General features: G+C 61.0%; 25 protein-coding genes. 16 read left to right on the forward strand and 9 right to left on the reverse strand.

Annotated features, from left to right (window positions below; all coding sequences use genetic code 11):
- Nucleotides 1-76 precede the first annotated feature (76 nt).
- The 7 genes from ACSQ2W_RS15930 (at nt 77) to ACSQ2W_RS15960 (ending at nt 9,192) form a co-directional block, all read left to right on the forward strand.
- Nucleotides 77-904 carry a carbohydrate ABC transporter permease gene (locus ACSQ2W_RS15930; protein ID WP_436087807.1) on the forward strand — a complete coding sequence of 276 codons (828 nt, stop codon included), beginning with the start codon at nt 77-79 and terminating at the stop codon, nt 902-904.
- 4 nt (nt 905-908) lie between these two features.
- The gene (locus ACSQ2W_RS15935) at nt 909-2,000 is read left to right on the forward strand and encodes an ABC transporter ATP-binding protein (RefSeq protein ID WP_436087127.1); all 1,092 of its coding nucleotides are present in this window, start codon (nt 909-911) and stop codon (nt 1,998-2,000) included.
- A 94-nt stretch (nt 2,001-2,094) separates the two neighbouring features.
- Nucleotides 2,095-4,569 (forward strand): beta-mannosidase, encoded by a 2,475-nt coding sequence (locus ACSQ2W_RS15940; protein ID WP_436087128.1) that lies wholly within the window; start codon nt 2,095-2,097, stop codon nt 4,567-4,569.
- A 41-nt stretch (nt 4,570-4,610) separates the two neighbouring features.
- Nucleotides 4,611-5,372 (forward strand): sugar phosphate isomerase/epimerase family protein, encoded by a 762-nt coding sequence (locus ACSQ2W_RS15945; RefSeq protein WP_436087129.1) that lies wholly within the window; start codon nt 4,611-4,613, stop codon nt 5,370-5,372.
- A 15-nt stretch (nt 5,373-5,387) separates the two neighbouring features.
- A complete protein-coding gene (locus tag ACSQ2W_RS15950; protein ID WP_436087130.1) occupies nt 5,388-6,521 on the forward strand; it encodes a Gfo/Idh/MocA family protein in 1,134 nt (377 codons plus the stop codon).
- Between the two features lie 140 nt (nt 6,522-6,661).
- Nucleotides 6,662-7,693, forward strand: coding sequence for an L-glyceraldehyde 3-phosphate reductase (gene mgrA / locus ACSQ2W_RS15955; protein ID WP_436087131.1), 1,032 nt, complete (start codon nt 6,662-6,664; stop codon nt 7,691-7,693).
- 392 nt (nt 7,694-8,085) lie between these two features.
- On the forward strand, nt 8,086-9,192 hold the full coding sequence (locus ACSQ2W_RS15960; RefSeq protein WP_436087132.1) for a TRAP transporter substrate-binding protein: 1,107 nt from the start codon (nt 8,086-8,088) through the stop codon (nt 9,190-9,192).
- A 114-nt stretch (nt 9,193-9,306) separates the two neighbouring features.
- Here the strand turns inward: ACSQ2W_RS15960 and ACSQ2W_RS15965 are convergent, their stop codons facing one another.
- Together ACSQ2W_RS15965 and ACSQ2W_RS15970 are read right to left on the reverse strand one after the other, a co-directional pair.
- Entirely contained in the window at nt 9,307-11,103 is a 1,797-nt protein-coding gene (locus ACSQ2W_RS15965) for a TRAP transporter large permease (RefSeq protein ID WP_436087133.1), read from the reverse strand.
- Nucleotides 11,100-11,675 carry a TRAP transporter small permease subunit gene (locus ACSQ2W_RS15970; RefSeq protein WP_436087134.1) on the reverse strand — a complete coding sequence of 192 codons (576 nt, stop codon included), beginning with the start codon at nt 11,673-11,675 and terminating at the stop codon, nt 11,100-11,102. The genes ACSQ2W_RS15965 and ACSQ2W_RS15970 overlap by 4 nt, the downstream gene beginning before the upstream one ends.
- A 343-nt stretch (nt 11,676-12,018) precedes the next feature.
- On the opposite strand from ACSQ2W_RS15970, the gene ACSQ2W_RS15975 reads away from it, so the two are divergent.
- Complete coding sequence (locus ACSQ2W_RS15975; protein ID WP_436087135.1) at nt 12,019-13,638, forward strand: glycoside hydrolase family 43 protein; 1,620 nt, start codon at nt 12,019-12,021, stop codon at nt 13,636-13,638.
- An 80-nt stretch (nt 13,639-13,718) separates the two neighbouring features.
- Here ACSQ2W_RS15975 and ACSQ2W_RS15980 read toward each other — a convergent pair whose 3' ends face one another.
- A complete protein-coding gene (locus ACSQ2W_RS15980) occupies nt 13,719-14,924 on the reverse strand; it encodes a GTP-binding protein (RefSeq protein WP_436087136.1) in 1,206 nt (401 codons plus the stop codon).
- A 94-nt stretch (nt 14,925-15,018) separates the two neighbouring features.
- Nucleotides 15,019-16,011 (reverse strand): zinc ABC transporter substrate-binding protein, encoded by a 993-nt coding sequence (locus ACSQ2W_RS15985; protein ID WP_436087137.1) that lies wholly within the window; start codon nt 16,009-16,011, stop codon nt 15,019-15,021.
- Between the two features lie 105 nt (nt 16,012-16,116).
- On the opposite strand from ACSQ2W_RS15985, the gene ACSQ2W_RS15990 reads away from it, so the two are divergent.
- From ACSQ2W_RS15990 to ACSQ2W_RS16005, 4 genes are read left to right on the forward strand one after another with little or no spacing between them, the layout of a single operon-like run.
- A complete protein-coding gene (locus ACSQ2W_RS15990; RefSeq protein WP_436087138.1) occupies nt 16,117-17,025 on the forward strand; it encodes an ATP-binding cassette domain-containing protein in 909 nt (302 codons plus the stop codon).
- Nucleotides 17,018-17,851, forward strand: a complete 834-nt coding sequence (gene znuB, locus ACSQ2W_RS15995) for a zinc ABC transporter permease subunit ZnuB (RefSeq protein WP_436087139.1) — start codon at nt 17,018-17,020, stop codon at nt 17,849-17,851. The genes ACSQ2W_RS15990 and znuB overlap by 8 nt, the downstream gene beginning before the upstream one ends.
- On the forward strand, nt 17,848-18,252 hold the full coding sequence (locus tag ACSQ2W_RS16000; RefSeq protein WP_113007202.1) for a Fur family transcriptional regulator: 405 nt from the start codon (nt 17,848-17,850) through the stop codon (nt 18,250-18,252). The genes znuB and ACSQ2W_RS16000 overlap by 4 nt, the downstream gene beginning before the upstream one ends.
- A 39-nt stretch (nt 18,253-18,291) precedes the next feature.
- Entirely contained in the window at nt 18,292-18,564 is a 273-nt protein-coding gene (locus ACSQ2W_RS16005) for a hypothetical protein (RefSeq protein ID WP_436087140.1), read from the forward strand.
- 105 nt (nt 18,565-18,669) lie between these two features.
- Here ACSQ2W_RS16005 and ACSQ2W_RS16010 read toward each other — a convergent pair whose 3' ends face one another.
- The 3 genes from ACSQ2W_RS16010 to ACSQ2W_RS16020 form a co-directional block, all read right to left on the reverse strand.
- Nucleotides 18,670-19,200, reverse strand: coding sequence for a gamma carbonic anhydrase family protein (locus ACSQ2W_RS16010; protein ID WP_436087141.1), 531 nt, complete (start codon nt 19,198-19,200; stop codon nt 18,670-18,672).
- 18 nt (nt 19,201-19,218) lie between these two features.
- Nucleotides 19,219-19,905: a fumarylacetoacetate hydrolase family protein gene (locus tag ACSQ2W_RS16015; RefSeq protein ID WP_436087142.1), complete on the reverse strand. Its 687-nt coding sequence runs from the start codon at nt 19,903-19,905 to the stop codon at nt 19,219-19,221.
- A gap of 67 nt (nt 19,906-19,972) precedes the next feature.
- The gene (locus tag ACSQ2W_RS16020; protein WP_436081025.1) at nt 19,973-20,176 is read right to left on the reverse strand and encodes a hypothetical protein; all 204 of its coding nucleotides are present in this window, start codon (nt 20,174-20,176) and stop codon (nt 19,973-19,975) included.
- Between the two features lie 267 nt (nt 20,177-20,443).
- Here ACSQ2W_RS16020 and ACSQ2W_RS16025 point away from each other — a divergent pair, with 267 nt between their 5' ends.
- From ACSQ2W_RS16025 to dusA, 3 genes are all read left to right on the forward strand, one after another.
- Nucleotides 20,444-20,719 (forward strand): hypothetical protein, encoded by a 276-nt coding sequence (locus tag ACSQ2W_RS16025; RefSeq protein WP_436087143.1) that lies wholly within the window; start codon nt 20,444-20,446, stop codon nt 20,717-20,719.
- 254 nt (nt 20,720-20,973) lie between these two features.
- Nucleotides 20,974-21,216 (forward strand): DUF982 domain-containing protein, encoded by a 243-nt coding sequence (locus ACSQ2W_RS16030; protein WP_436087808.1) that lies wholly within the window; start codon nt 20,974-20,976, stop codon nt 21,214-21,216.
- 328 nt (nt 21,217-21,544) lie between these two features.
- Nucleotides 21,545-22,702 carry a tRNA dihydrouridine(20/20a) synthase DusA gene (gene dusA, locus ACSQ2W_RS16035; RefSeq protein ID WP_436087144.1) on the forward strand — a complete coding sequence of 386 codons (1,158 nt, stop codon included), beginning with the start codon at nt 21,545-21,547 and terminating at the stop codon, nt 22,700-22,702.
- Between the two features lie 131 nt (nt 22,703-22,833).
- On the opposite strand, the gene ACSQ2W_RS16040 is transcribed toward dusA, so the two are convergent.
- Nucleotides 22,834-23,046 carry a cold-shock protein gene (locus tag ACSQ2W_RS16040; RefSeq protein ID WP_018324555.1) on the reverse strand — a complete coding sequence of 71 codons (213 nt, stop codon included), beginning with the start codon at nt 23,044-23,046 and terminating at the stop codon, nt 22,834-22,836.
- A 420-nt stretch (nt 23,047-23,466) separates the two neighbouring features.
- Here ACSQ2W_RS16040 and ACSQ2W_RS16045 point away from each other — a divergent pair, with 420 nt between their 5' ends.
- Nucleotides 23,467-24,111 carry a J domain-containing protein gene (locus tag ACSQ2W_RS16045; protein WP_436087145.1) on the forward strand — a complete coding sequence of 215 codons (645 nt, stop codon included), beginning with the start codon at nt 23,467-23,469 and terminating at the stop codon, nt 24,109-24,111.
- 19 nt (nt 24,112-24,130) lie between these two features.
- Here ACSQ2W_RS16045 and ACSQ2W_RS16050 read toward each other — a convergent pair whose 3' ends face one another.
- Nucleotides 24,131-24,556: a hypothetical protein gene (locus tag ACSQ2W_RS16050; protein WP_436087146.1), complete on the reverse strand. Its 426-nt coding sequence runs from the start codon at nt 24,554-24,556 to the stop codon at nt 24,131-24,133.
- Between the last annotated feature and the right edge of the window lie 1,049 nt (nt 24,557-25,605).

Genomic DNA, 25,605 nt, shown 5'->3' on the forward strand with positions numbered 1-25,605 from the left:
TGCCCATGGCGCCTCAAGACTGGCTCCGGGCCCACAGGGAAAAAAGCCTCGCCCGATTTTTTCGCCCAGAAACATCATGATCTATGGCGCGCTGATTTTCGCCGCGGCTTACTATCTCCTACCGCTCTACGTCATGATGGTCACCTCGCTGAAGGGCATGCCGGAAATCCGGCTCGGCAATATCTTTTCGCCGCCCCTCGAGATCACGTTCGAGCCTTGGGTCAAGGCCTGGTCCAGCGCCTGCACCGGCCTGAATTGTGACGGCCTGTCCCGCGGGTTCTGGAACTCGGTGCGGATCACCATTCCCTCGACGATCGTCTCGATCGCGATCGCATCCGTAAACGGCTACGCACTGGCGAACTGGCGCTTCAAGGGCGCCGACCTGTTCTTCACGATCCTGATCGTTGGCGCGTTCATCCCCTACCAGGTGATGATCTATCCGATCGTCATCGTGCTGCGTGAGATGGGCCTCTACGGTTCGCTCACTGGTCTGATCATCGTCCATACCATTTTCGGCATGCCGATTCTGACGCTCTTGTTCCGCAACTATTTCTCGTCGCTGCCGGAAGAGCTGTTCAAGGCGGCGCGTATCGACGGAGCCGGGTTCTGGACGATCTATTTCAAGATCATGCTGCCGATGTCGCTGCCAATCTTCGTCGTCGCCATGATCCTGCAGATCACCGGCATCTGGAACGACTTCCTGTTCGGCGTGGTGTTCACGAGGCCGGAATATTATCCGATGACCGTCCAGCTCAACAACATCGTCAACTCGGTCCAGGGCGTGAAGGAATACAACGTCAACATGGCGGCGACCATCCTCACGGGTGCCGTTCCATTGATCGTCTACTTCGTTTCCGGACGGCTTTTTGTCCGCGGTATTGCCGCCGGCGCAGTGAAAGGGTGAGTGCATGAACAACGTCAGCGTATCGGTCAAGGATCTGTCGTTGAGCTTCGGTGCCGTCACCGTGCTCGACACGCTGAACCTCGACATCAAGAACGGCGAATTCCTCGTCCTCCTCGGCTCGTCCGGTTGCGGCAAGTCCACCCTGTTGAACTGCATAGCCGGTCTTCTCGACGTCACCGGCGGCCAGATCTTCATCAAGGACAAGAACGTCACCTGGGAAGAGCCCAAGGACCGCGGCATCGGCATGGTGTTCCAGTCCTATGCGCTCTATCCGCAGATGACGGTCGAGCGGAACCTGTCCTTCGGCCTGCGCGTCGCCAAGCTGCCGGCCGCCGAAATCGACAAGCGCGTCACGCGCGCCGCCGAAATCCTGCAGATCCAGCCGTTACTCAAGCGCAAGCCATCGGAGCTGTCCGGCGGCCAGCGTCAGCGTGTCGCGATCGGCCGGGCATTGGTGCGCGACGTCGACGTCTTCCTGTTCGACGAGCCGCTTTCCAACCTCGACGCCAAGCTGCGCTCGGAACTGCGCGTCGAAATCAAGCGGCTTCACCAGTCGCTGAACAATACGATGATCTATGTCACCCACGACCAGATCGAGGCCCTGACGCTGGCCGACCGCATCGCCGTCATGAAGAGCGGCGTCATCCAGCAGCTTGCCGATCCGATGACGATCTACAATTTTCCCGAAAACCTCTTCGTCGCCGGCTTCATCGGCTCGCCGTCGATGAATTTCTTCCGCGGCGAGATCAAGGAGCGGGGAGGGCGCAAGGTGGTGGAAGTCAACGGCGTTGATTTCGGCATGGAGGCGTACCCGGCGCGCGGACCGCTGGAGGCCGGCCGCAATGTCGTTCTCGGCGTGCGACCGGAACACGTCAAGGTCGATGAAAACATGCCTGGAACGGAAGTTCACGATGCGGTCGTCGATATCGAGGAGCCGATGGGCGCCGACAACCTCCTTTGGCTGAGGCACGCCGGGCAAACCATGTCGGTGCGCATCGCCGGTTCGCGGCGCTACAAGCCTGGAACGGCGCTCAAACTCAGCTTCGACATGTCGATGGCCTCGGTCTTCGACGCCACCACCGAAAACAGGATCTGATCAATCCGTACCATCGGCCGCGCTTTCCGTGGCCGCCCAAAGACGATGACGCCTGTCCCCGAGCGGGCGCAGGCAGCCAATGGAATTTTTGACAATGTCTGCTGACACCTTCACGTCCGAACCCGTAGCGCTCGACCTATCCGGCGACTGGCTGCTTGCCTCGTCCGACAATAGTCATGCGCTGACGATCGCCATTCCGGGCGACGTCCACAGCGCCCTGCAGGCTGTCGGCATGATCGCCGATCCCTATGCCGGCCGCAACGAGAACGATGTTCAGTGGGTGGCGCACAAGGACTGGGTGCTTGAGCGTACATTCGAGATCGATGCGGCCGATCTCGCCGGTTTCTGGTATCTCGATATCGAAAGCCTGGACACGATCGCTTCGGTCTATGTCAACGATGAGCTGGTTCTTCAGGCGGAGAATTGCTTTCGCCGCTATCGCCCAGCGGTCGGTCCGGCCTTGAAAACGGGCCAGAACCGGCTGCGCGTCGTCATCCACTCGTCGATCGCCGCCGCCGCCGAACGGCAAGCGGCCCAGCCCTTCTATATTCCGTACTCGACCGGAAACTGCCCGATCCCCAACGGCAATATGCTGCGCAAGCCGCAATGCCATTTCGGCTGGGACTGGAACATCGCAATCGCGCCGCTCGGCATCTACGGTTCGATCGCACTCAAGAAGCTTGCGGTCGCCCGCATCGAACATGTCACAACCCGGCAGGTGCCGCAGGCCGGTGGTGCAATCGACCTTCAGGTGACGGTGACGCTTTTCGCCGAGGATCCCGGCATCGTCCGCATCGACTTTTCGCTCGACGGCGCAAGAGAGCATCTGGATTGCGCCGTCAATACCGGTGAGACACAGGTCACGCATGTCTTTACCGTCGAAGATCCGAAGCTCTGGTGGCCGGCTGGCAGCGGCGCGCAGGCATTGTGCGAACTCACCGTCTCGTTCCCGGGCGAGACGGTAACCCGGCAGATCGGCTTCCGCACCATCGAGCTGTTGACGGACGAGGACGACGCCGGCAGCCGCTTTGCCTTTCGTGTCAACGGCCGCGAGATTTTCTGCCGCGGCGCCAACTGGATCCCGGCCGATGCGCTCGCCTCGCTGGTGACGCCGGAGGGCGTCGAGGACCTGCTGCGCTCGGCGGTCGATGCCAACATGAACATGATCCGTGTCTGGGGTGGCGGCTTTTACGAGACGGACTGGTTCTACGATCTGTGCGACCGGCTGGGCCTGATGGTGTGGCAGGATTTCATGTTCGCCTGCAATCTCTACCCCTCGACCCCGGATTTCCTCGAAAACGTCGCGGCGGAGGTGGACTATCAGGTCAAGCGGCTATCGTCGCATCCATCGATCGCGCTCTGGTGTGGCGACAACGAACTGGTCGGAGCGCTTAACTGGTTTGAAGAGAGCCGCAGGGATCGCGACCGCTATCTCGTTTCCTACGACCGCCTCAACCGCACGATCGAGGCTAGCATCAAGGCCGCGGCGCCGGACGCGATCTGGTGGCCATCCAGCCCCTCCGTCGGCCCGCTCAACTTCGGCGATGCCTGGCATGCGGACGGTTCCGGCGACATGCACTATTGGTCAGTCTGGCACGAGAACAAGTCGTTCGACAATTACCGCACCGTCCGGCCGCGCTTCTGCTCGGAATTCGGTTTCCAGTCCTATACCTCGATGCCGGTCGTCCGACAGTTCGCGGAACAGAAGGACCTGAACATCGCCTCGCCGGTGATGGAAACGCACCAGAAGAATGCCGGCGGCAACGAGCGCATCGCCGCGACGATGTTCCGCTATTTCCGCTTCCCCAAGGATTTTTCGAATTTCGTCTATCTGAGCCAGATACAGCAGGGACTGGCGATCCGCACCGCCGTCGATTTCTGGCGGTCGCTCAAACCGCATTGCATGGGCACGCTCTATTGGCAGCTCAACGACACCTGGCCGGTTGCCTCATGGGCGAGCCTTGATCATGGCGGCAACTGGAAGGCCATGCATTACATGGTGCGGCGCTTCTTCCAGCCGGTGGCTGTCGCAGCCATCCCCTCCGACGATGGAAAGACCATCGCCTTCTCTATGGTCAACGACACCGCCGCGCCGGTCACGGTCGAGCTGCAGACCTTCCTTGTTTCGCTGTCGGGCGAGAAGCAGCCCCTGACGGCCGCCGCCGGTACCTGCAGCCCGGATCGCGCCGCAACACTGCTGACGATCGCTGCTGCGGATATCCCGGAGAACATGCTGCTGTTCTGGTCCTTCGAAGCATCGAATAGCATGCGCGGCGAGGGGCATCATGTGCAAGGCACCTACAAGGCGCTCGATCTAGTTCCGTCCGATCTCTTGATCTCGACGAGCGAGGCCGCTGACAACACCTACGAGGTCACGGTCACGGCGACCGGCCTTGCCCTGCATGTCGTTGTCGAGGCTGATGTCGAAGGTCGCTATTCCGACAATGCCTTCGACCTGACGGCCGGCGAGAGCCGCCTGATCCGCTTCACACCGAAACAACAGGCTGCTTCCGGCAACGCCCCGAGTTTCATGGCCTTCGATCTTCAATCCTGCCAGGGCAATGGCTGAGGCCCGCTCTGGCACATCCCCGTCCACCGAGGAGAATTCCGATGAAAGATATCAGCTTCCAGCTTTACAGCGCCCGCAATTTCCCGCCGCTTTCCGATGTCTTGAAGACAGTCGGTGCCGTCGGCTACAAACAGGTCGAGGGTTACGGCGCGCTGTACGCCGCGCTCGACGATAATGCCCTTGCTGCGCTGAAGGCCGACATGGACAAAAGCGGCGTCATCATGCCAACGGCCCATTTCGGTCTGGACATGCTCGAATCCGATCCGGCTGGCGTCCTTAAAATCGTCAATGCCCTCGGCATCAGGGCGATCTATTGCCCCTATCTGCTTCCCGAACAGCGGCCGACGGATGCCGCCGGCTGGAAGGCATTCGGGGAACGCCTGGAAAAGGCGGGAAAACCCTTCCGTGACGCCGGCCTCGACTTTGGCTGGCACAATCATGATTTCGAATTCGCCACGCTGCCGGACGGCTCGATCCCGCAGGACCATATCTTTGCCGGCGGACCGAAACTCTCCTGGGAAGCCGACATTGCCTGGGTCATCCGCGGCGGTGCCGATGCCTTTGCCTGGATCGAAAAATATGGCCGCCGCATTACGGCCGTCCACGTGAAGGACATCGCTGCAGCCGGCGAAAACGCGGATGAGGACGGCTGGGCCGACGTCGGCCACGGCACGGTCGATTGGAAGAGACTGTTCAAGGCGCTGACCGCGACACCTGCCCGGTACTACATCGTCGAGCACGACAACCCCAAGGACTTCAAGGCGACGGCCGAGCGCTCGATCGCGTCGATCAAGACCTACTGATAGAAAGAGCACATCATGACAAAGGAACTCGGCGTCGGCATCATCGGATGCGGCAACATTTCCACCACCTATTTCAGGCTTTCGCCGCTCTTCAAGGGCATCCGGGTGCTCGCATGCGCCGACATCAATCCGGCGGCCGCAGAGACGCGCGCATCCGAATATGACGTCAAGGCGCAGACCATCGAGGAACTGCTTGCCAATTCGGAGATCGACATCGTCGTCAACCTGACAATCCCGGAAGCGCATTTTCCCGTTTCCAAGATGATCCTCGAAGCCGGCAAGCACGTCTATTCCGAAAAGCCGCTCGTACTGACGCTCGAGCAGGGCGAGCAGTTGCGCGGCATCGCCACGGCCAGCAACCTGAAGGTCGGCTGCGCGCCGGACACCTTCCTCGGCGGTGCGCACCAGCTGGCGCGCGACTATATCGACCAAGGCAAAATCGGCCGCGTGACATCGGGCACCTGCCACGTGATGAGCCCGGGCATGGAAATGTGGCATCCGAACCCGGACTTTTTCTTCCTGCCCGGCGGCGGCCCGGTCCTCGACCTCGGCCCCTACTACATCGCCAACCTCGTCAACCTGATCGGCCCGGTCAAGCGGGTGGCGGCGCTGACCTCGATGGCCAACCATACGCGCACCATCACCAGTGAACCGCGCAAGGGCGAGGTCATTCCGGTGAAGACGCCGACCAACATCCATGCGCTGCTCGAATTCCAGAACGGAGCGACGGTGACGCTGTCGGCGAGCTGGGATGTCTGGTCGCACCGCCACGGCAACATGGAGCTCTATGGCACCGACGGCTCACTCTTCCTGCCAGATCCGAATTTCTTCGGAGGCACGGTCCTGGCGAGCGGCCGCGACAAGGATATTCAGCCCGTCGAGATGTGGGATCATCCCTTTGCTATTGACAATCAGGAACACCCGCAGGGGCCGATGGCCAACTACCGCACCGCCGGCCTTGCCGACATGGCGCTCGCCATCCTCGAAGGTCGCGATGCCCGTTGCTCGCTGGAGCGCGCGCTGCATGGCGTCGATGTCATGGTGTCGATCCTGCAGTCGGGCGCGACCGGCCAGTTCGTCGAACTGACGACGACCTGCACGCAGCCGGCGGCGCTCGGCATCGAGGAGGCCAAGGCGCTGTTGCGATAGGCCAAATTTGGGGGTGCAGGGGCAGTATCGCTTTGCACCGTCATCGCAGTAAAATATACCGATCCAAATCATTCCCGGAGCCGCGCTGCTTCGGGAATTCCGTTTTCAAGTATATTTCAGGCACAGGGCAGGATGAAACGATGAGCTGGCAACCCGCAGACAATCGCTATGAGACGATGACGTACAATCGCTGCGGCAAGAGCGGGCTGAAGCTGCCGGCGGTGTCGCTCGGCCTCTGGCACAATTTCGGCCATGACACGCCGCATGAGCGCAAGCTCGACATGTGCCGCACGGCCTTTGATCTCGGCATCACCCATTTCGATCTCGCCAACAATTACGGTCCGCCTCCGGGCTCGGCCGAAACCGCTTTCGGCGAAATCATGCGCACCGATTTTGCCAGCTTGCGCGACGAGCTGATCATTTCCTCAAAGGCCGGTTACGACATGTGGCCGGGTCCCTATGGCGAGTGGGGCAGCCGCAAATATCTGATCGCCTCCTGCGACCAGAGCCTGAAGCGCATGGGCCTCGACTATGTCGACATCTTCTACTCCCACCGCTTCGATCCGGCTACGCCGCTCGAAGAAACCTGTGCGGCGCTCGATCATATCGTCCGTTCGGGCAGGGCGCTTTATATCGGCATCTCGTCCTACAACTCGCAGCGCACCCGCGAGGCGGCTGCAATTCTCAAGGATCTCGGGACGCCGCTGCTTATCCATCAGCCGAGCTATTCGATGCTCAACCGCTGGGTCGAGGATGACGGGCTCATCGATACGCTCGAAGGCCTCGGCGTCGGCTCGATCGTGTTTTCGCCGCTGGCGCAGGGCATGCTGACGACGAAATATCTCGGTGGCATTCCCGCCGACAGCCGCGCGGCGCAGGATCACTTCCTCAAGAAGGACTTCATCCGCCCGTCGATCATCGACAATATCAGGAAACTTAACGAGATCGCCGAGAGGCGCGGCCAGACGCTGGCCCAGATGGCGATCGCCTGGGTGCTGCGCGGCGGCCACATCACCTCGGCGCTGATCGGCGCCAGCCGCTCGTCGCAGATCGTCGATTGCGTCGCCGCGCTGAAGAACGACACGTTCACGGCCGAGGAACTGGCAGAGATCGATGTCTACGCCAAGGAAGCTGACATCAATCTCTGGGCTTCGTCGGCGGAACGCGACTAGGCAAGCCGGCGAGAATAAAACAAGGCATCGGATCGTCGGATCCGGTGCCTTTGTCCGTTCGAAAGCCTGGTATATGCGCGGCACGCTTTTCCGGCGCTCCGGCTCTTTGACGATCTTGCCTGGCCGGTAACGTAAGTCGCTGCAAACATTGAAAGTTGTTATTAGACAAAAGTCGAAGAAGGGCTTTTCTTGGCACGGCTGGACATGAGGGGGCGAGCGTGTAATCTGCCCGCGGAGGCGGGTGATTTCATTGGAATTATCTGCCCGAATCTCGTGAATTCGAAAACGCGTATGTCCGTTTGAGCCAGTCGAAACCGAGTGGTGCGGCCAGCGCCCCGCGGGGAGGAACAGTTTCGGCAAAGCCGGCTGTCCGCGAAAACAGAGGAGAGAACATGGATCGCCGTTCATTCATCAAGCGTGCAGGTCTCGGTGGCGTCGGCGCTGCCGCGGCAACGACGCTCGCAGCGCCCGCCGTCGCCCAGAGCAGCCCCAAGATCAACTGGCGTCTCGCATCATCCTTTCCGAAGTCTCTCGACACGATCTATGGCGGTGCCGATGTGCTGTCGAAGTACGTCTCCGAAGCGACCGACGGCAATTTCCAGATCCAGGTCTTCGCCGCCGGCGAAATCGTCCCTGGCCTGCAGGCAGCCGACGCCGCCGCGGCCGGCACGGTCGAAGCCTGCCACACGGTTTCCTACTATTATTGGGGCAAGGATCCGGTCTGGGCTCTCGGCGCAGCAGTCCCGTTCGCGCTGAATGCCCGCGGCATGAATGCCTGGCACTATCATGGCGGTGGCATCGACATGTTCAACGAATTCCTGGCGACGCAAGGCCTCGTTGGATATCCCGGTGGCAACACCGGCGTGCAGATGGGCGGCTGGTTCCGCAAGGAGATCAAGACGGTCGCCGACATGCAGGGCCTGAAGATGCGTATCGGGGGCTTTGCGGGCAAGGTCGTCGAGAAACTCGGCGTCGTACCGCAGCAGATCGCCGGTGGCGACATCTATCCGTCGCTCGAAAAAGGCACCATCGACGCCGCCGAATGGGTCGGCCCCTATGATGACGAGAAGCTCGGCTTCTACAAGGTTGCGCCGTACTACTACTATCCCGGCTGGTGGGAAGGCGGACCGACTGTGCACGCCATGTTCAACAAGGCGGCTTTCGACGGCCTGCCGAAAAACTATCAGTCGCTGCTGCGCACTGCATGCCAGGCAACCGATGCGAACATGCTGCAGAAGTATGACTACCTCAATCCTGCGGCGATCAAGCGTCTCGTCGGCGCCGGCGCGAAGCTTAGCCCTTACAGCCCGGAAATCCTGTCGGCCTGCTTCGACGCGGCCAATGAGGTTTACGCTGGCATGGAAGCCTCGAACCCGACTTTCAAGAAGATCTGGGATTCGATCAAGGCGTTCCGCGGCGAGTACTACCTCAATGCCCAGATCGCCGAATACAACTACGACACCTTCATGATGATCCAGCAACGCGGCGGCAAGCTCTAAGCGCCGTCTCATCCCTGAAACGAAGAAACCCCGAAGCGCTCTGCGCTTCGGGGTTTTTCCATGCCCGTCATTGTCTGGAGGAGGGCCGGTGCGAACACCGGCCCGGCTTGTAGATCAGTTGAAGGACGGCGGGGCGCTCAGGTCGTTGGCGGGCTTCTTCTGCTCGCCACCGGCGCCATTCTGATCCGTCGGCTGCTGGCCGCCGTCGAGCGGATTGCCGCCAGGCAGTTGCAGACCACCCGGCAATCCGAGACCGCCGCCATTGTCCGGCAAGGTCAAGCCGCCACCACCCGTGCCGAAACCGGGCACCTCGATCTTGATCGTTGCTGGGTCCACGACGGCGGCGTCGCCCTTGTAGTGCATGACCATCTGTGGGAACATGATCGTCAACGCCACCATCAGGATCTGAATGCCGACGAACGGCACCGCCCCCCAATAGATCTGCCCTGTGGTCACGGGTTTCGTCAGCTTACCCGTGACCCGATCGAGATAAGGCACCTTGGCCGCGACCGAACGCAGGTAGAACAGCGCAAACCCGAAGGGCGGATGCATGAAGCTCGTCTGCATGTTGATGCCGAGCAGGACGCCGAACCAGATAAGGTCGATGCCGAGCGCGTTGGCCGCCGGTGCCAGCAGTGGCACGATGATGAAGGCGAGTTCGAAGAAATCCAGGAAGAACGCCAGGAAGAACACGAGCAGGTTGACGGTGATCAGGAAGCCGGTTTCACCGCCGGGCATCCCCACCAGCAGATGTTCCACCCAGACGTGGCCGTTGACTCCGTAGAAAGTCAGCGAGAACACCCGTGCGCCGATCAGGATGAACAGCACGAAGGCCGACAGACGGGTCGTGGCGGCCAGCGCGGAGCGGACCACATCCAAGGTCAGGCGTCCCTTGGCCGCTGCCATGATCAGGGCGCCGACAGCGCCCATGGCGCCGCCTTCCGTCGGCGTTGCAATGCCGAGGAAGATCGTCCCGAGCACGAGGAAGATCAGGGCCAGTGGCGGGATCAGGACGATGATGACCTGCTGGGCAAGCCTGGACATTGCATTGATCTTCAATCCCCTGTCGATGAGCGCAACCACGTAGATGAAGGCCACGCCGATAGTGGCGCCGAGAATATCGGCGTTTTCGCCCTGCGTCGACGAGAGGTAGATATGCGCCGCATAGGCGATACCCGCCGCAACGGCGAGCGCGACAAAGAGCGAGGTAACGCCCGAGCCGAGCGTGCGGGCTTCGAGCGGCAGCGCCGGCATCGAGTCACGCCGGACGAAGGTCATGATCAGGATATAGAGCATGTAGAGCCCGGTCAGCACCAGGCCGGGGATCAGGGCGCCGGCATACATGTCGCCGACCGAACGGCCGAGCTGGTCGGCAAGAACGATCAGGACCAGCGAAGGCGGAATGATCTGGGCAAGCGTGCCGGACGCCGCGATGACGCCGGAGGCGACGCGCCGGTCATAGCCGTAGCGCAGCATGATCGGCAGCGAGATCAGGCCCATGGCGATGACCGAAGCTGCAACCACGCCAGTGGTGGCTGCGAGCAGCGCTCCGACGAAGATCACCGCATAGGCAAGGCCACCGCGAATGGGGCCGAACAACTGGCCGATCGTGTCGAGAAGGTCCTCCGCCATGCCGGATCGTTCGAGCACGATCCCCATGAAGGTAAAGAAGGGGATGGCGAGCAATGTGTCGTTCGACATCACCCCCCAGAATCGTTCCGGCAGTGCATTGAGCAGAGGCCAGGAGAGATTGATGGAGCCGGCAGACAAGGGAGCAAGCTCCACGCCGATGAAGAAGAACAAGAGGCCATTGGCGGCGAGCGAAAAGGCAACGGGATAACCCAGCAGGAGGAACACGATCAATGACACGAACATGATCGGTGCGAGGTTTACGGCGATGAACTCGATCATGGGCGTGCCTCCGGGATGACGGCTTCGTCCAGCGGTGCGTGGGTCGGTACGTAGGGCGTCGGGTCATCCATGTTGCCGGTCATGATCGCGATCTTCTTGATGATCTCCGAAACGCCCTGCAGCGCGAGAAGGATAAAGCCGAAAAGGAGGATCGCCTTGGCTGGCCAGACGATCAGGCCACCGGCGCTGGATGAGCCTTCCTGCGAGCGAACGGACATCAGCACATAGGGGATCAGATAGTATGTCATCAGCAATACGAACGGCATCAGGAAGAAGACATGTCCGAACAGGTCGATCCAGTGCTGCACGCGGCGCGAAAACTTGCCGTAGACGACGTCGATGCGGATATGCTCGTTCTGGCTGAGCGTATACGCAGCCGCGAGCATGAAGGCGGCACCGAAAAGATACCACTGCGCCTCCAGCCAGGCGTTCGACGACATGTTGAATATTTTTCGGATGATAGCATTGCCGGCACTGACCAGAACGGCCACCAGGATCAGCCAGGAGACTGATTTGCCGATGATTTCCGTGACACGGTCGATGAGCCTGCTGATACCGAGCAGTGCGGTCATAAGAGTTCCTCCCCGCCAAGCTGATTTTCGATTTTGTTGCCAAGCATAGCCACAGTGCCGATTTCAAGCCCCGTTTCAAGCCTGCGGCTGGATTTTCCCGTGTGGTATGGCAACGTCATACCAAAGTTGTACCTAGGCTTTGCTGCAGTGCCCAAAGGATGGGCAAAAATCGCGGGGAATCGCGTTGTTGCGGACGAGTTGGCGAGGCACAGTCTGCATGGAAGCCGGGCCGCGAGTCGGACGGAGAAGGCGAATTTCACCACCGATACCTCCGCAAGGGACTTGAATTGGCGGCCAGTTTGGGGATTGGATGATGTCTAAGAAACGATGAGGTACGTTCGTCATGAGCGCGTTGATCCGTAACCCCATTCTGCCGGGCTTCAATCCCGACCCGTCCATCTGCCGCGTGGGCGAGGATTACTACATCGCCACGTCCACGTTCGAATGGTATCCCGGCGTGCAGATCCACCACTCGCCCGACCTGGTCAACTGGCGGCTGGTGCGCCGGCCGCTGGAGCGCGCAAGCCAGCTCGACATGCGCGGCAATCCCGACAGCTGCGGCATCTGGGCGCCATGCCTGTCGCACGCCGACGGCCTGTTCTTTCTGGTCTACACCGACGTCAAGCGCTTCGACGGCAACTTCAAGGATGCGCACAACTATATCGTCACATCCGAGTCGATCGAGGGCGATTGGTCGGATCCGACCTATGTCAATTCCTCCGGCTTCGACCCGTCGCTGTTCCACGATGATGACGGCCGCAAATGGTTCCTCAATATGCAGTGGAATCATCGCACGGAAAGCTTTGGCGGTTCGCCGAAGAGCCCGGCTTTCGATGGCATCCTGCTGCAGGAATGGGACCCGATCTCGAAAAAGCTCGTCGGGCCGATCAAGAATATCTTCGCCGGCAGTACCCAAGGGCTTGTCGAAGGTCCGCACCTCTTCAAGCGCAATGGATGGTACTATCTGACCACGGCCGAGGGCGGCACGGGATACGATCACGTCGTGACCATGGCTCGCTCGCGGACGATCGAAGGCCCCTACGAGATACATCCGCAGACGCATCTGATCACCTCCAAGGATGCGCCGGACGCGGTGCTGCAAAGGGCAGGGCACGGCCAGTATGTCGAGACGCCGGACGGGCAGGCCTATCATACGCATCTCACCGGGCGCCCGCTGCCGCCGCTCCGGCGCTGTACGCTCGGCCGTGAGACGGCGCTGCAGAAATGCGTCTGGGGTGATGACGGATGGCTCTATCTGGAGCAGGGTGGTGTCGTACCGGCCGTCGAGGTTCCGGCGCCGGGCGAGACCGCTGTCGTCGAAAAGCCCGCAAGGATCGAAACCGATTTCGACCGCCCGGCGTTGCCCGATGATTTCCAATGGCTGCGCACGCCTCTGCCCGAGCGGATTTTCTCGCTGACGGAGAAGCCCGGTCATCTGCGGCTGTACGGCCGCGAAAGCATCGGCAGCTGGTTCGAACAGGCGGTGGTGGCGCGCCGCCAGGAGCACCATTCCTTCCGTGCGGAGACGGTCGTCGAATTCGAGCCGGATACCTATCAGCAGGCCGCTGGTCTGACCCACTACTACAACCGCCATAAGTTTCACGCGCTCGCTGTTACCCTGCATGAAAAGCTCGGCCGGGTCGTGACGATCTTCTCCTGCGCCGGCGATTTTCCGCATGGCCGCATGACGTTTCCCTCCGACGGCGGCATCACCGTCCCGTTCGGACAGGTCCATCTGGCAATGGAAGTCCGGGGTAACGAGCTACAGTTCTTCTGGCACCCTGACGGCTACCAGGCCTGGCGCAAGATCGGCCCGGTGCTCGATGCGGGCGTCGTTTCGGACGAGGGCGGGCGCGGCGAACACGGCTCGTTCACCGGCGCTTTCGCGGGCGTTTTTGCGTTCGACACATCGGGTCGGGCCAAGGTCGCCGATTTCGATCGCTTTAGCTACGAGGCGTTGTAATTCACCGTTGAGTGAGAAAGCACGGTTGTCGAGAGCGGCGTCGTGCCGCCTTTCGAGAACAGCGGATAGTGCTCGCGCCGCTAGCTCGCCCTGGCGGACCAATCCGCGAACGGATCGGGCAGTGTCCGCCAGTGCTCTGGCGTGAAGCTGCCGGCATCAACCAGACAATCGTCAAGCTCGGCTTCCAGTGCCGTCTGGTTCATCGGGTCGGCGCCGATGAAGACGATCTCCTGGCGCCGGTCGCCCCAGATGGGATCAAGGTAGGGCTTCATCATCGCCAAAAAACCCGGATCGTCCGGCCACTGGGCTTTGGGAACCGCCGACCACCACAGGCCCATCTTCGATGTGCGCACCATGGGACCCGCCTGGCTCAGTTCGCCGACATGATGCGGCCGTGTCGCCAGCCAGAAGAAGCCCTTGGCGCGGACGACGCCCGGCCAGGAACGATTGATGAAGGCATGAAACCGGGCGGGATCGAACGGCCGTTTCGCGCGGTAGACGAAGGAGCGGATGCCATATTCCTCCGTTTCCGGCACATGGTCCTTGAAGCCGTGCAGTTCCTTGTACCAGAGCGGATGCTGCTCGGCCTTCGCCATATCGAACAGCCCGGTGCCCAGCACATCGCGTAGCGCCACCCGCCCGAAATCCGTCTCGAGCAGCCGTGCATCCGGATTGAGGCCGACGATGATCTTGCGCGCCGCGTCAAGCTTTTCGGGCGTGGCGCTGCCGGTCTTGTTGAGGATGACGACGTCGGCGAATTCGATCTGTTCGACCAGCAGATCGACAAGCGTGCGGTTGTCGCCCTCTCCGGCCGTGTCGCCGCGGTCGGCGAGGAAATCGTCGCAGGAATAGTCGGCCAAGAGGCTCGCGGCATCGACGACGGTTACCATCGTATCGAGCCGCGCCACATCCGAGAGGCTGGCGCCGTTTTCGTCGCGGAACTCGAAGGTCGTTGCGACGGGGAGCGGTTCGGCAATGCCGGTCGATTCGATCAGCAGATAGTCGAACCGGTCCTGCTCGGCGAGTTTGCGTACCTCGTTCAGAAGGTCGTCGCGTAGCGTGCAGCAGATGCAGCCATTGGTCATTTCGACCAGTTGCTCCTCCGTCCGCGACAGGTTCGCGCCGCCGTCGCGCACCAGTGCGGCATCGATGTTCACCTCGCTCATGTCGTTGACGATGATGGCGACGCGCAAGCCATCACGATTGTTGAGGATATGATTGAGCACCGTCGTCTTTCCGGCGCCGAGAAAGCCGGAGAGAACGGTGACCGGAAGTCTGTCGGACATTATCCTGCATCCTTAATGTTATACTATTACACAAATTGGTCTGAAAAAGGCGGACCTGTGGCCCGCCTTCAAAGGTCGTTGGGAGGGAACCTGTTTAGCTGCCGTTGGAAAGGCAGGTTTTCAGCGAGGTGCCGATGCCTTCCATCAGCTGGAAATAGAGGTCGGGGCCGGCCTCGAGGGTGGCGGCTTCCGGGTCGAGTGTACCGGATTTCGCCGGGGTGCCTTCGAGCACGACATTGACCAGCTTCGGCTCGAACTCCGGTTCGGCAAAGACGCAGGTTGCGCCAAGTTCGACGATCTTGGCGTGGATCTCAGACAGGCGCTCGGCGCCGGGCAGAACCTCGGGGCTGACGGTGATCGAGCCTGCCACCTTCACATGGTAGCGATGTTCGAAATACTGGTAGGCGTCGTGAAAGACGATGAAGGGCTTGTCCTTGATCGGCGCGACGGTTTCCGTAAGCGTCTTGTCGAGTGCGTCGAGCCGCGTGTTCAGGGCTTCGAGATTGGTCTTGTAGGTTTGGGCGTTGCCCGGATCTGCGGCCGCCAGCGTCTTTTCGATTTCGGCTGCCATCGCCTTGGCATTGGCCGGATCGAGCCAGAGGTGCATGTCGAACTCACCCTCTTCGTGGTGGTGACCCTCCTCATGGGCGTGATCCTCGGCGCCTTCTGCGCTTGCTTCATGTTCGCCGCCGTCGTCATGCGCCTCGAACGCACCGCCTTCGCGGAATTTCAGCTTCTCAAGTCCGGGCACATCGTCCAGTTCGACGATCTTCGCGCCGCTGCCCAGTGATTCCAGCGGCTTTTCCAGAAAGGCCTCCAGCCCATGCCCGACCCAGAAGACGATATTGGCGTTTTCCAGCGCCGAGGCGTTGGAGGGCTTCATGCTATAGGTGTGGGGGGAGGCGGCGCCCTCGACGATCAACGTCGGTTCGCCGAGCCCTTTCATGATCGAGGCAACCAGCGAGTGGATCGGCTTGATCGATGCAACAACGTTCGGGACTTCGGCATGGGCGGTGCCCGTTGCCAGAAGCATGGAGGGGGCGAAAAGCAGGGAGGATGTGAGAAGGAGGGATTTTTTCAGGCTCATGCGGGGACTCCTGTCTTGTAAATCAATGTAATGTTATTACATCAATTGCGTTATGCTATAACGTGTGGCATAGCGGCTGGCAACACCGAAATCCGGATTTTTTGGATGCTCCGCACGCCCGACCAGAAGCCTCTCGTCCTCATGAACAATGCCGGCGTGCGCCGCAGCGGCCGCTGGCTGGTGCGCGGCGTCGAGTTCTCGATCATGAGCGGCGAGATCGTGACACTGATCGGCCCGAACGGTTCGGGCAAATCGACGACAGCGAAAACCGCGATCGGCGTTTTGAAGCCGGACGAGGGCTGGGTCGAGCGAAAGCCGGGCCTGAAGATCGGTTATGTGCCGCAGAAACTGGCCATCGACTGGACGCTACCCCTGACGGTCGAGCGCCTGATGACGCTGACCGGCCCGCTGAAGGGCCGCGAGATCGAGGAAGCGCTGCAAGCGACCGGCATTGCGCATCTGGCCCGCGCCGAGGTGCAGCACCTGTCCGGCGGCGAATTCCAGCGGGCCCTGCTTGCCCGCGCCGTTGCCCGCAAGCCCGATCTGCTCGTTCTCGACGAACCGGTGCAGGGTGTCGACTTCTCCGGCGAGATCGCGCTCTACGACCTGATCAAATCCATCCGTAACCAGACCGGCTGCGGCATCCTGTTGATCTCCCACGACCTGCATGTGGTGATGGCCGAGACCGACACGGTGATCTGCCTCAACGGCCATGTCTGCTGCCGCGGCACGCCGCAGATCGTCAGCCAGAGCCCGGAGTATCTGAAGCTGTTCGGCAGCCGCGCGGCCAAGACGCTTGCCGTCTACAGCCACGATCACGATCACACCCATCTGCCCGACGGCCGCGTGCTGCATGCCGATGGCAGCATCACCGAACATTGCCACCCGGAGGATGGCCACCACCACGCCCACGACGCCCATGATCATGCCGATCATGTCCACGGCCCGGATTGCGGCTGCGGCCATCAGAGCCGCCTGCAGGGCTTCGACAACAAGGAGACGCGCCGTGTTTGACGATTTCTTCACCCGCGCGCTCGTTGCCGGCATCGGCCTTGCCATAACCGTCGGCCCGCTCGGCTGCTTCGTCATCTGGCGCCGCATGGCCTATTTCGGCGACACCATGGCCCATTCGGCATTGCTCGGCGTGGCGCTGTCGCTGCTGTTCGAACTCAATCTCATGCTCAGCGTCTTCATTGTCGCCGCGGCCGTGTCGCTACTTCTGCTTCTCCTGCAGAAGCGCGGCGCGCTTTCGACCGACGCGCTGCTCGGTATCCTCTCCCATTCGGCGCTGTCGATCGGCCTCGTCATGGTCGCCTTCATGAGCTGGGTGCGGATCGACCTCGTCGGCTTCCTGTTCGGCGATATCCTCGCGGTCTCTGAAGCGGATATCGATCTCGTCTGGGGCGGCGGTATTCTCGTCTTGTTTGCGATCGTCTATCTCTGGCGGCCGCTGCTTGCCTCCACCGTCAACCCGGAACTGGCCGAGGCCGAAGGCCTGCAGCCGGAGCGCGCACGGCTCTATTTCATGCTGCTGATGGCCTTGGTGATAGCGATCGCCATGAAGATCGTCGGCATCCTGCTGATCACATCGCTGCTGATTATCCCGGCGGCAACCGCCCGCCGCTTTGCCACGTCGCCCGAGATCATGGCCGTGCTTGCCTCGGTCATCGGCGTGCTCGCCGTCACCGGCGGATTGTTCGGCTCGCTGCACTTTGATACGCCGTCCGGACCCTCGATCGTGGTTGCGGCGATGGGGCTTTTCGTCCTCAGCCTTCTGCCGTTCGGCCGCAACGGCGAAACCGAAACAGCCATTCACTCGACGCATGGAGGGCATCACTGATGGCGCAGCAACTCACCAAGAACCAGACGCTGGTGCTGGATGCGCTGACCCACGCCGAGGGCCCGCTCAGCGCCTATACCATCCTCGACAAGCTACGCGACCACGGTTTTCGCGCGCCGCTGCAGGTCTATCGCGCGCTGGACAAGCTGCTAGAATTTGGCATGATCCACCGTCTCGAAAGCCTCAACTCCTTCGTCGCCTGCGCCCATCCGGATCATCATCATCACCATGATCACGGCGTGACGGCCTTTGCGATCTGCGAGGACTGCGGCCAAGTCACCGAAATGCATGATGCGGGTATAGAGGAACGGCTCTCGGCGCTCGCCGGCAGGGAGCATTTCAAGACGGAAAAGACGACGATCGAGATTCGCGGCCACTGCCAGAACTGCACCTGCGCATAATCTCCGTCAGGACCCGTCAAACCATATCCATTTCAAGCGATGTCCGAACATCCTGATCACCGGCGAGCCTTTGCCGGTCGAAAAGATCACGGGCGCGCTGAGGTCACAGGCGGCACCATCAACCGCAACGGCACGCTGGTCGTACCGGGTCGAAATGGTGGCATCGATACGGTCCTGTCGCAGGTCGTCGAGTGGTCGCCTCGGCCCAGCGTTCGCGCGCGCCGATCCAGAAACTTATCCGGCGGGTTTGTGCCTTCCGTCGTCGTTGTCGCGGTAGCGGCTTTCGTCGGCTGGCAGGTGCTCTACCGTTGACCGGTCGCCGCTCTCGCCGATGATTGCCGCCGCCGCCATGAGCCTGTCCTCGGTCTCCGTCGTCGCTAACGCGCTCCGGTTGAGGCACTGAAACTTTGACCGCAACTACCCAAGGACTGACAGGCTTGTCGCGAAAAGCTGCCATTTCTTGACATAGCCGTTCGCCGAGTTCTTCAAACCGGCGACGGCCGCATCATCCAGCAGCCTGATGGCCTTTGCCGGTGCGCCGACGATCAGGGAATTGTCGGGAAAGACCTTGCCTTCCGTTACCAGCGCGTTGGCGCCGACCAGGCAGTTGTTGCCGATGACCGCGCCATTCAGCACCGTCGCGCCCATGCCGATCAACGAATTGTCGCCAATGGTGCAGCCGTGCACGATGGCGTGATGGCCGATGGTGCAGCCTTGGCCGATCGCCACCGGAAAGCCGGGATCGACATGGATGACGACGCCTTCCTGGATATTGGTGCGGGCGCCGATCCGGATCGGCTCATTGTCGCCGCGCAGCACAGCGCCGAACCAGACGCCGACATCCTCGCCCAGTTCGACCCTGCCGATGACATGCGCGTCCGGCGCCACCCAATAGCTGCCTTGCGCCGGGACAGATGGTCGGGTTGGGCCAAGTGCATAAAGCGGCATGATTTTTCCTTCTTGTCCTTAAACGACCGTGACGGTCAGCGTCGCAACGCCGTCGATACCACAGGAAACCACATCACCGCGCGACACCGGTCCTACGCCCGAGGGCGTCCCCGTCATGATGACGTCTCCGGCAGCAAGCGTGAAAAACGTCGACAGTTCGGCGATGATTTCCGGCACCTTCCAGATCATCTGGTTGAGGTCGCCATACTGTTTCCTGTCGCCGTTGACCGTCAGCCAGATATTGCCGTCGGCGGGATGACCTATGGTCGCGGCCGGAACGATCTCTGAAACCGGCGCCGAGTGTTCGAAGGCTTTCGCCGCCGTCCAGGGCTTGCCAGCCGCCTTCGCCGCGGCCTGGAGGTCGCGGCGGGTGAAATCGATGCCAACGGCATAGCCGTAAACGCAATCGAGGGCGTCGCCTGTCGCGATATCGTTGCCGCCCTTTTGCAGCGCGACGACAAGTTCGACTTCGTGATGAACGTCTAAGGAAAGCGGCGGGTACGGAAAGTCCGTGCCCCGCAGCACCAGATTGTCCGGATTTTTCTGAAAGAAGAATGGCGCTTCGCGATCGGGATCTTGGCCCATCTCTATTGCGTGGGCCGCATAGTTGCGCCCCACGCAATAGACGCGGCGAACGGGAAAGGCCCGCTCGGTATTCGCAACCGGCAACAGAACCGGGGCGGGAAGGGGAACAATTGTGGTCATCGGCATCCAGGCATTCGATTGCGGATGCCGGACGATAGCACCCCTTTACGGGGTGGGGAAAGGTGCATCAGCTGCAGGCATAGGCCTCAAGCTGATCACGCGTCAGAAACCGGCTTCCAGCTCGGGAATTGAGGTCCGGGTGGGTATATTCGAGGCTGGGGACATCCGGAAGCTCCAGCGCCTGGCGCACGGTCATGATGCCGACGTCACGGCGATCAGCACCACGCTTCAAACTGACTTCAACGATGCGATACAGATTTTCCTCTGCCATGTTTTCTCTCCCGTCGCGTTATTTTTTTTGATTCTGGATTGCAGTTGTTACTCCGAAATCGGTTTTTATGGGGCATACATCTAATAACATGCCACAGGTAAACGAATCACAACAGTCATTTTTCAGCAAAGGGCTTGATTTCGTGTCGTAACGATGGCGTGATCTTCTATCGAAAGAGCCGTTCGGGCGCATTTTTCGAGCATACGCCCAAGGTTCGGGCATCCTCTCCGTCTTTTGATGGAACTATATTACTTTTGACATGTTTCCTTGCTGAAGAAGAAGAGGAGCATGAAGATGGCAAATATCAAAAAATTGCGAACCGGTTTCACGGGCGAATTGGGTGAGGCAGGCGGCGCATCTGCAAAAGCAAAGCGGGCGGCAAGCTATGTCAAGGATGAAGCTACGGCGGTCGCAAGGATTGCGCACGATCACCGATCGGCAACAAGCACGGCGTTGCTCGTTTTCGGCGCCGCGGCTTTTCTTGCCGGCTATCTGATCGGCAGTGCCGCGAACCCGCCACCGCATCGCAGCCATTATTGGTAAAATTGCTGCACCGCATAACATTTGCCTTGATTTTGCTGCAATGCGGTAATAAAGTCATATTTATCGCAGCGATTCACCTCCTCCCGGAAAGCTGCGATCGATCAGCGGTCACCTCCTCCCGACCGTGGGTCATTTTCAGAAGCCTGCCGCACCTCCTCCCGCGGCAGGCTTTTTTCATTTTGCCGACTGCCCAGCCGGAACCAAATCGGTTATCCTCCGATTATGGTTTGGCAAGAAAATCGGAGGAGACGCTCATGCCATATGCCAAATGGTCCCGTCCCGTGGAAGTTGGGTTTGGACAAAAAGGCTCTCAGCTCGTCCAGGGACCGTTCGATGCCCTGATCTGCCTGATGGACACCTGGCCGGATCTGCGTGGTCCGCGCTACGTCGCCGCCAGGAGCCTGTGCCGTGCAGCACTCGACGGCCGCAAGTCGCCCGAGGAAGCAAGGGAAGTGTTCATTTCGGCCGCGAAAGAGGCAAAGCTTCAGGCGCATTGATGCGTCCGGCATAGAATTGCGAAAACCGGCCGTGCATCAAGCCGCGGCATCCTGCCGTTGTTTTTGCGGCAGAGCCGGTTCGCACGATTGAAATCGATCATCGTTACATGCCGGCGATGGGCCAGGCGGTCTTCTCGCTCCTCTTGCTTTACGTACCTGTGCACCTTGTCGTCTCGCGCCTTCACCCAAAGTTCCATCTCGCTTTCAAAACCGGCCCGCTGTATAAGGCCGCGGTTAATGGCGCCGTTTAGCCGGATGATACCTTCCCGCTTGTGCGCCCCAGCCTCATTATGCTGCCTGCGGAGCGTGCGGGGATGAAAGTGTTTTCATGAGCGACGAAACAACATTGGCGGCTGGCGCGAGCGGTTCGGCGTATTTCAGGGCACCGGTTTTCGCGGTTGCGCCGATGATCGACTGGACCGATCGTCACTACCGGTTCATGGCCCGGCAGCTTTCGAAGCATGCGCTGCTCTATACCGAAATGATCGTCTGCGAGGCGATCCTGCGTGGCGACCGGCAGCGGCTGCTGGGGCTTGATGACACCGAGCAGCCGGTGGCGTTGCAGCTCGGCGGCAACGATCCGGCCAAGATGGCGGCAGTGGCGCGGATCGGTGAAGACTTCGGCTATGCCGAGATCAACATGAATGTCGGCTGTCCCTCGGACCGGGTGCAGTCGGGTACGTTCGGGGCCTGCCTGATGCGCGAGCCGGCGGTGGTGGCTGATTGCGTGGCGGCGATGAAGGCGGCGGTGTCAATCCCGGTGACGGTCAAATGCCGGATCGGCGTCGACGACCAGGAGCCGGAGGTGGCGTTGCGCGATCTCGCGTCCCAGGTCGCAAAGGCTGGTGCCGATGCCGTCTGGGTGCATGCGCGCAAAGCCTGGCTGCTGGGGCTGTCGCCGAAGGAGAACCGCGATATTCCGCCGCTGGATTATGATCTGGTTCATCGTCTCAAATCAGAAAATCCTCATCTTTTCATTGGTCTGAACGGCGGTCTTGGAAGTCTGAATCAGGCCCTTGAGGAGCTGAATCGTGAGTCTAAGGCGGAGCGGGATGCGGGCGGAAAACCGCTGCACACTTTTCCTCATCCCGCTCTGGATGGCGTCATGCTCGGCCGAACCGCCTATCATGATAGCGCCATGCTGACGGCCGTGGACCAATATTTTTCGCATCCGCTGACCGGGGCACCGCCGATCGACTTGAGCGGCGAGGCCTTTACCGCCGACGGGCACCGGCAGTCGCTGGCGTTCTGGGCCGATGTCCGTGACGCGATGATGTGGCATGCGGCCCGGCATATTGCCTCGGGCGGACGGCTGATTCATGTGACGCGGCACATGGTCGGCCTGTTCCAGGGCTGGCCGGGGGCGCGGCGGTTCCGGCAGATCCTGTCGGCCGATGCGACGCGTGCCGGGGCCGGGCCGGAGGTGATCGCCGCGGCGTTTGACGCGATTTTTGCCGCGGCCGAGGCGAAACAGGCGGCGGAGTAGTGCGTAGCCAATAGCCAATAGTCAGTAAAGCATTGATTCTATTGGCTACCGGCTATTCGCTATCACAACAAAAAAACGGCGCCCCGAGGGACGCCGTTCAATTCAGTCATCGCAAAGCGATCAGATCCGGCTTAGGCAGCCTGGATGTTGACGGCCTTCGGGCCTTTGCCCATGCGATCCGGCTCGGTGTCGAAGGTGACCTGCTGGCCGTCCTTCAGGGTCTGGAGACCAGCGGCCTGCAGCGCCGAGATGTGGACGAAAACGTCCTTGGCGCCGCCTTCCGGCGTGATGAAGCCAAAGCCCTTGTCCTGGTTGAAGAATTTTACGGTGCCCTTGGTGGCCATGGGAGAAGTCCTTATTCCCTTGATGATGTGCCTTCACCCCTGCCAGGGTGGAGACCTTTTTTCTTTCCGGTTTTGTCTTTATTCCGGAAAGCCAGTCGGAGAAGTCGATAACGGGGAAAGAACGCCTACAGTGCCTTTTCGGCACGCCCGGATTTCTCCGGGACCATACAGCCAGTCCAGTCTCCGGGATGCAAACGCCCGAACGTTGAAATAATTGGCAGCAATTCGTGAAAATAGCAAGCGATTAATGGCCAATATTTCAACCGCATGCTGTCTCTTTTCCGGGGCAATCTCTGCAGGTTGCGGCCTGGGACGCAATCGCACAGCCGGCCGGGGAAAACCGCCCGTTGCCGCCGTGTCTCCACAATTTCGTCCCGGCCATGGCGGAAGAAGGGGCGGCCCGCCCTCCGGTCCGCCTTGATGCGGGGGGCGCGAAGGGGTAGGGCGGGAACGACGGATGCTGGAAGACGAGGTGGCCTGGTGATCGATCCTTATGAAACGCTTGGACTTGAGCGCGATGCCGACGAGCAGGCGATCAAGACGGCCTGGCGCAAGGCGGCGAAAACTGTTCATCCCGACCAGGGCGGCGACCGGGACGATTTCGGCCGGCTGCAGGCCTGCTACGAGCTGTTGAAGGACCCGGTGCGGCGCAAGGTCTATGACAATACCGGCTACGACCCGCAGCTTGCCGATCCGCGCGACCTGAAGGGCATCCTGATGCTGGAAACGCTGGTCAACGAGTTCATCCTCGACGAGCGCGAGCCCGGCAGCTTCGACCCGCTCGCCGCCATGCGCCGAAAACTGTCGGACGACATCGTCAAGAGCCGCTTCCACATCCTCGAGCTGGAACGCCACCGCGCCCGCGTGCGCCAGCACATCGACCGGCTCGGCCGCCGGCCGGCCGCCGACGTGCTCGGCTCGATGCTGCGCACCCGCTCGCAATCCATCGCCGACGCCATCCGCAATGCCGAAAGCCAGATCGAGGCGATCGAGCAGGCCTATACGATGCTCGAGGGCTATTCGTATGAGCTGGAACTGCTGCCGGAGGTGAAGGCGGCGGAGTAGGGTGGCGCCGGTCATGCGGTTAGTAGTAGCGGGCGGGGGCTTGCGCCGCCGCCGTAAGCGAGACTACGGCGCGGCCGGGCTTGCCGGTGGTCATCCTGTACCAGCGGGGCAGGGCCGCATGCAGCCAGTGGCCGCGCAGCTGGGCGCGGCGGACGATCTCGCCGACGAGCATCAGGAAGGGATCGTCGATTGCGCGGATATAATGCCCGAGGAAATGGATGTGATCGTCGTCGGCCCATTGGCAATGGTCCAGCAATCGCTTGTAGAATGTCTGCTCGCCGGGGGTGAGGTGATGCAGGCAGGCCGGCCCCTGCGCCGCGCCGCCCTGGCAGCGCCCGCGCCGCCGGCAGGCGGGATCGGCGCAGCGGTCGCCCGGCAGGCCGAACATCTCGATGGTGCGTTGCCGCAGCGCTGTTCGGCGTCGCTCGGTAAATGACGGGGGCATGGCTTTTCTCCGGTTGGTGACTGGGTGATCGGGTGGGCACGCCATCGCCTTCACGCGACCGGCCGGCCCGCGGTTTGCCGCATTGTCATGTCCGCCGCCTGTCTGGCTTCGGACGGGGCGCTCGCGAGAGCCTCGTTGGGTGGTGGGAAAGTGGCTCTCGCCAGCGCCCCGTTCGGCGGTTTTTGCCCGCGCACTCATTCCGCTACGGCCTTTTGGGCCCTCTGTGCATCGCACGCCCGCAGCAGCATCAGCCTGCGGAGGGGAATTTTCGCACGAACCCCGGATCTGAGGACTTCCGTCCTTTCCCCAAACCCGACGCCGGTCCCGCCTCGCTGCCACGGCTGGCAGGGTATCCGAGGTGGGACGGGGGGATTATGGCATGGGGGCGGGGGGCGGGGATGTTGAGGGGGTGGCGGAGATGCCTTTATCGGCAAAGTGTGGGACTGGGATTTTGACTAAGGTGTTGATTTTGTGTTCGCTGCCACGGGGAGCGGTGGGGAAGGTGTCGCTCTCGCAGCAGATTGTCATCCCCGTTTTGCCGAGCGGCGTGGTACTTCTCCCCTGTGGGAGAGGAAGCAGATTGAATAGATCTCACTTCATAGTCGTTGTGCACGCTATCTTGGGGACAAATACCGGTTCCACGATGCGTTCCAATTGGGGGGGCGGGGATAAGACGATGAGTTTGATTGAGAGATTTGTGCAAAGAATATCGACGTTGCGGATTGAGGACTGCTTCAATCCTTATGCCGACGCTTGTTCAGTTTTCGACAAAAAACTAGCGCCCTCCATCCGGCGCCAGAATCTGTTGCAGATACTAACCTCTCTAAGTTCAGCGCAGATGATTGATGTCTGGGTAGGTCGGGACTTGGGTTATAAGGGGGGACGTAGGACGGGCCTAGCACTAACTGATGAGTATAGCTTGGCTCTTTACGCGACGCATCTCAAGTTAAATTCTTTGGAACGCGCGACGAACGGGCCAGCGTCAAAAGAGCGGACCGCAGCAAATATCTTCCGAATACTTACGGAGGTCGATCTGCCTGTCTTAACAT

The sequence above is a fragment of the Pararhizobium sp. LjRoot255 genome, from assembly GCF_964252905.1.
In the GTDB taxonomy this organism is placed as follows: domain Bacteria; phylum Pseudomonadota; class Alphaproteobacteria; order Rhizobiales; family Rhizobiaceae; genus Pararhizobium.

Excerpts from the sequence above, each read along its gene's own strand:
- ACSQ2W_RS16040 (WP_018324555.1), bottom strand. The coding sequence starts at position 23,046 with ATGGCCACCAAGGGCACCGTAAAATTCTTCAACCAGGACAAGGGCTTT.
- ACSQ2W_RS15935 (WP_436087127.1), top strand. The coding sequence starts at position 909 with ATGAACAACGTCAGCGTATCGGTCAAGGATCTGTCGTTGAGCTTCGGT.
- ACSQ2W_RS15980 (WP_436087136.1), bottom strand. The coding sequence starts at position 14,924 with ATGTCCGACAGACTTCCGGTCACCGTTCTCTCCGGCTTTCTCGGCGCC.
- ACSQ2W_RS16015 (WP_436087142.1), bottom strand. The coding sequence starts at position 19,905 with ATGACCACAATTGTTCCCCTTCCCGCCCCGGTTCTGTTGCCGGTTGCG.
- ACSQ2W_RS16045 (WP_436087145.1), top strand. The coding sequence starts at position 23,467 with ATGCGGGGGGCGCGAAGGGGTAGGGCGGGAACGACGGATGCTGGAAGA.
- ACSQ2W_RS15985 (WP_436087137.1), bottom strand. The coding sequence starts at position 16,011 with ATGAGCCTGAAAAAATCCCTCCTTCTCACATCCTCCCTGCTTTTCGCC.
- dusA (WP_436087144.1), top strand. The coding sequence starts at position 21,545 with ATGAGCGACGAAACAACATTGGCGGCTGGCGCGAGCGGTTCGGCGTAT.
- ACSQ2W_RS15975 (WP_436087135.1), top strand. The coding sequence starts at position 12,019 with ATGAGCGCGTTGATCCGTAACCCCATTCTGCCGGGCTTCAATCCCGAC.
- ACSQ2W_RS15950 (WP_436087130.1), top strand. The coding sequence starts at position 5,388 with ATGACAAAGGAACTCGGCGTCGGCATCATCGGATGCGGCAACATTTCC.
- ACSQ2W_RS15960 (WP_436087132.1), top strand. The coding sequence starts at position 8,086 with ATGGATCGCCGTTCATTCATCAAGCGTGCAGGTCTCGGTGGCGTCGGC.
- ACSQ2W_RS16050 (WP_436087146.1), bottom strand. The coding sequence starts at position 24,556 with ATGCCCCCGTCATTTACCGAGCGACGCCGAACAGCGCTGCGGCAACGC.
- ACSQ2W_RS16010 (WP_436087141.1), bottom strand. The coding sequence starts at position 19,200 with ATGCCGCTTTATGCACTTGGCCCAACCCGACCATCTGTCCCGGCGCAA.
- ACSQ2W_RS16020 (WP_436081025.1), bottom strand. The coding sequence starts at position 20,176 with ATGGCAGAGGAAAATCTGTATCGCATCGTTGAAGTCAGTTTGAAGCGT.
- ACSQ2W_RS16030 (WP_436087808.1), top strand. The coding sequence starts at position 20,974 with ATGCCATATGCCAAATGGTCCCGTCCCGTGGAAGTTGGGTTTGGACAA.
- ACSQ2W_RS16005 (WP_436087140.1), top strand. The coding sequence starts at position 18,292 with ATGTCCGAACATCCTGATCACCGGCGAGCCTTTGCCGGTCGAAAAGAT.
- ACSQ2W_RS15940 (WP_436087128.1), top strand. The coding sequence starts at position 2,095 with ATGTCTGCTGACACCTTCACGTCCGAACCCGTAGCGCTCGACCTATCC.
- ACSQ2W_RS15930 (WP_436087807.1), top strand. The coding sequence starts at position 77 with ATGATCTATGGCGCGCTGATTTTCGCCGCGGCTTACTATCTCCTACCG.
- ACSQ2W_RS15945 (WP_436087129.1), top strand. The coding sequence starts at position 4,611 with ATGAAAGATATCAGCTTCCAGCTTTACAGCGCCCGCAATTTCCCGCCG.
- mgrA (WP_436087131.1), top strand. The coding sequence starts at position 6,662 with ATGAGCTGGCAACCCGCAGACAATCGCTATGAGACGATGACGTACAAT.
- ACSQ2W_RS15965 (WP_436087133.1), bottom strand. The coding sequence starts at position 11,103 with ATGATCGAGTTCATCGCCGTAAACCTCGCACCGATCATGTTCGTGTCA.
- ACSQ2W_RS15990 (WP_436087138.1), top strand. The coding sequence starts at position 16,117 with ATGCTCCGCACGCCCGACCAGAAGCCTCTCGTCCTCATGAACAATGCC.
- ACSQ2W_RS15970 (WP_436087134.1), bottom strand. The coding sequence starts at position 11,675 with ATGACCGCACTGCTCGGTATCAGCAGGCTCATCGACCGTGTCACGGAA.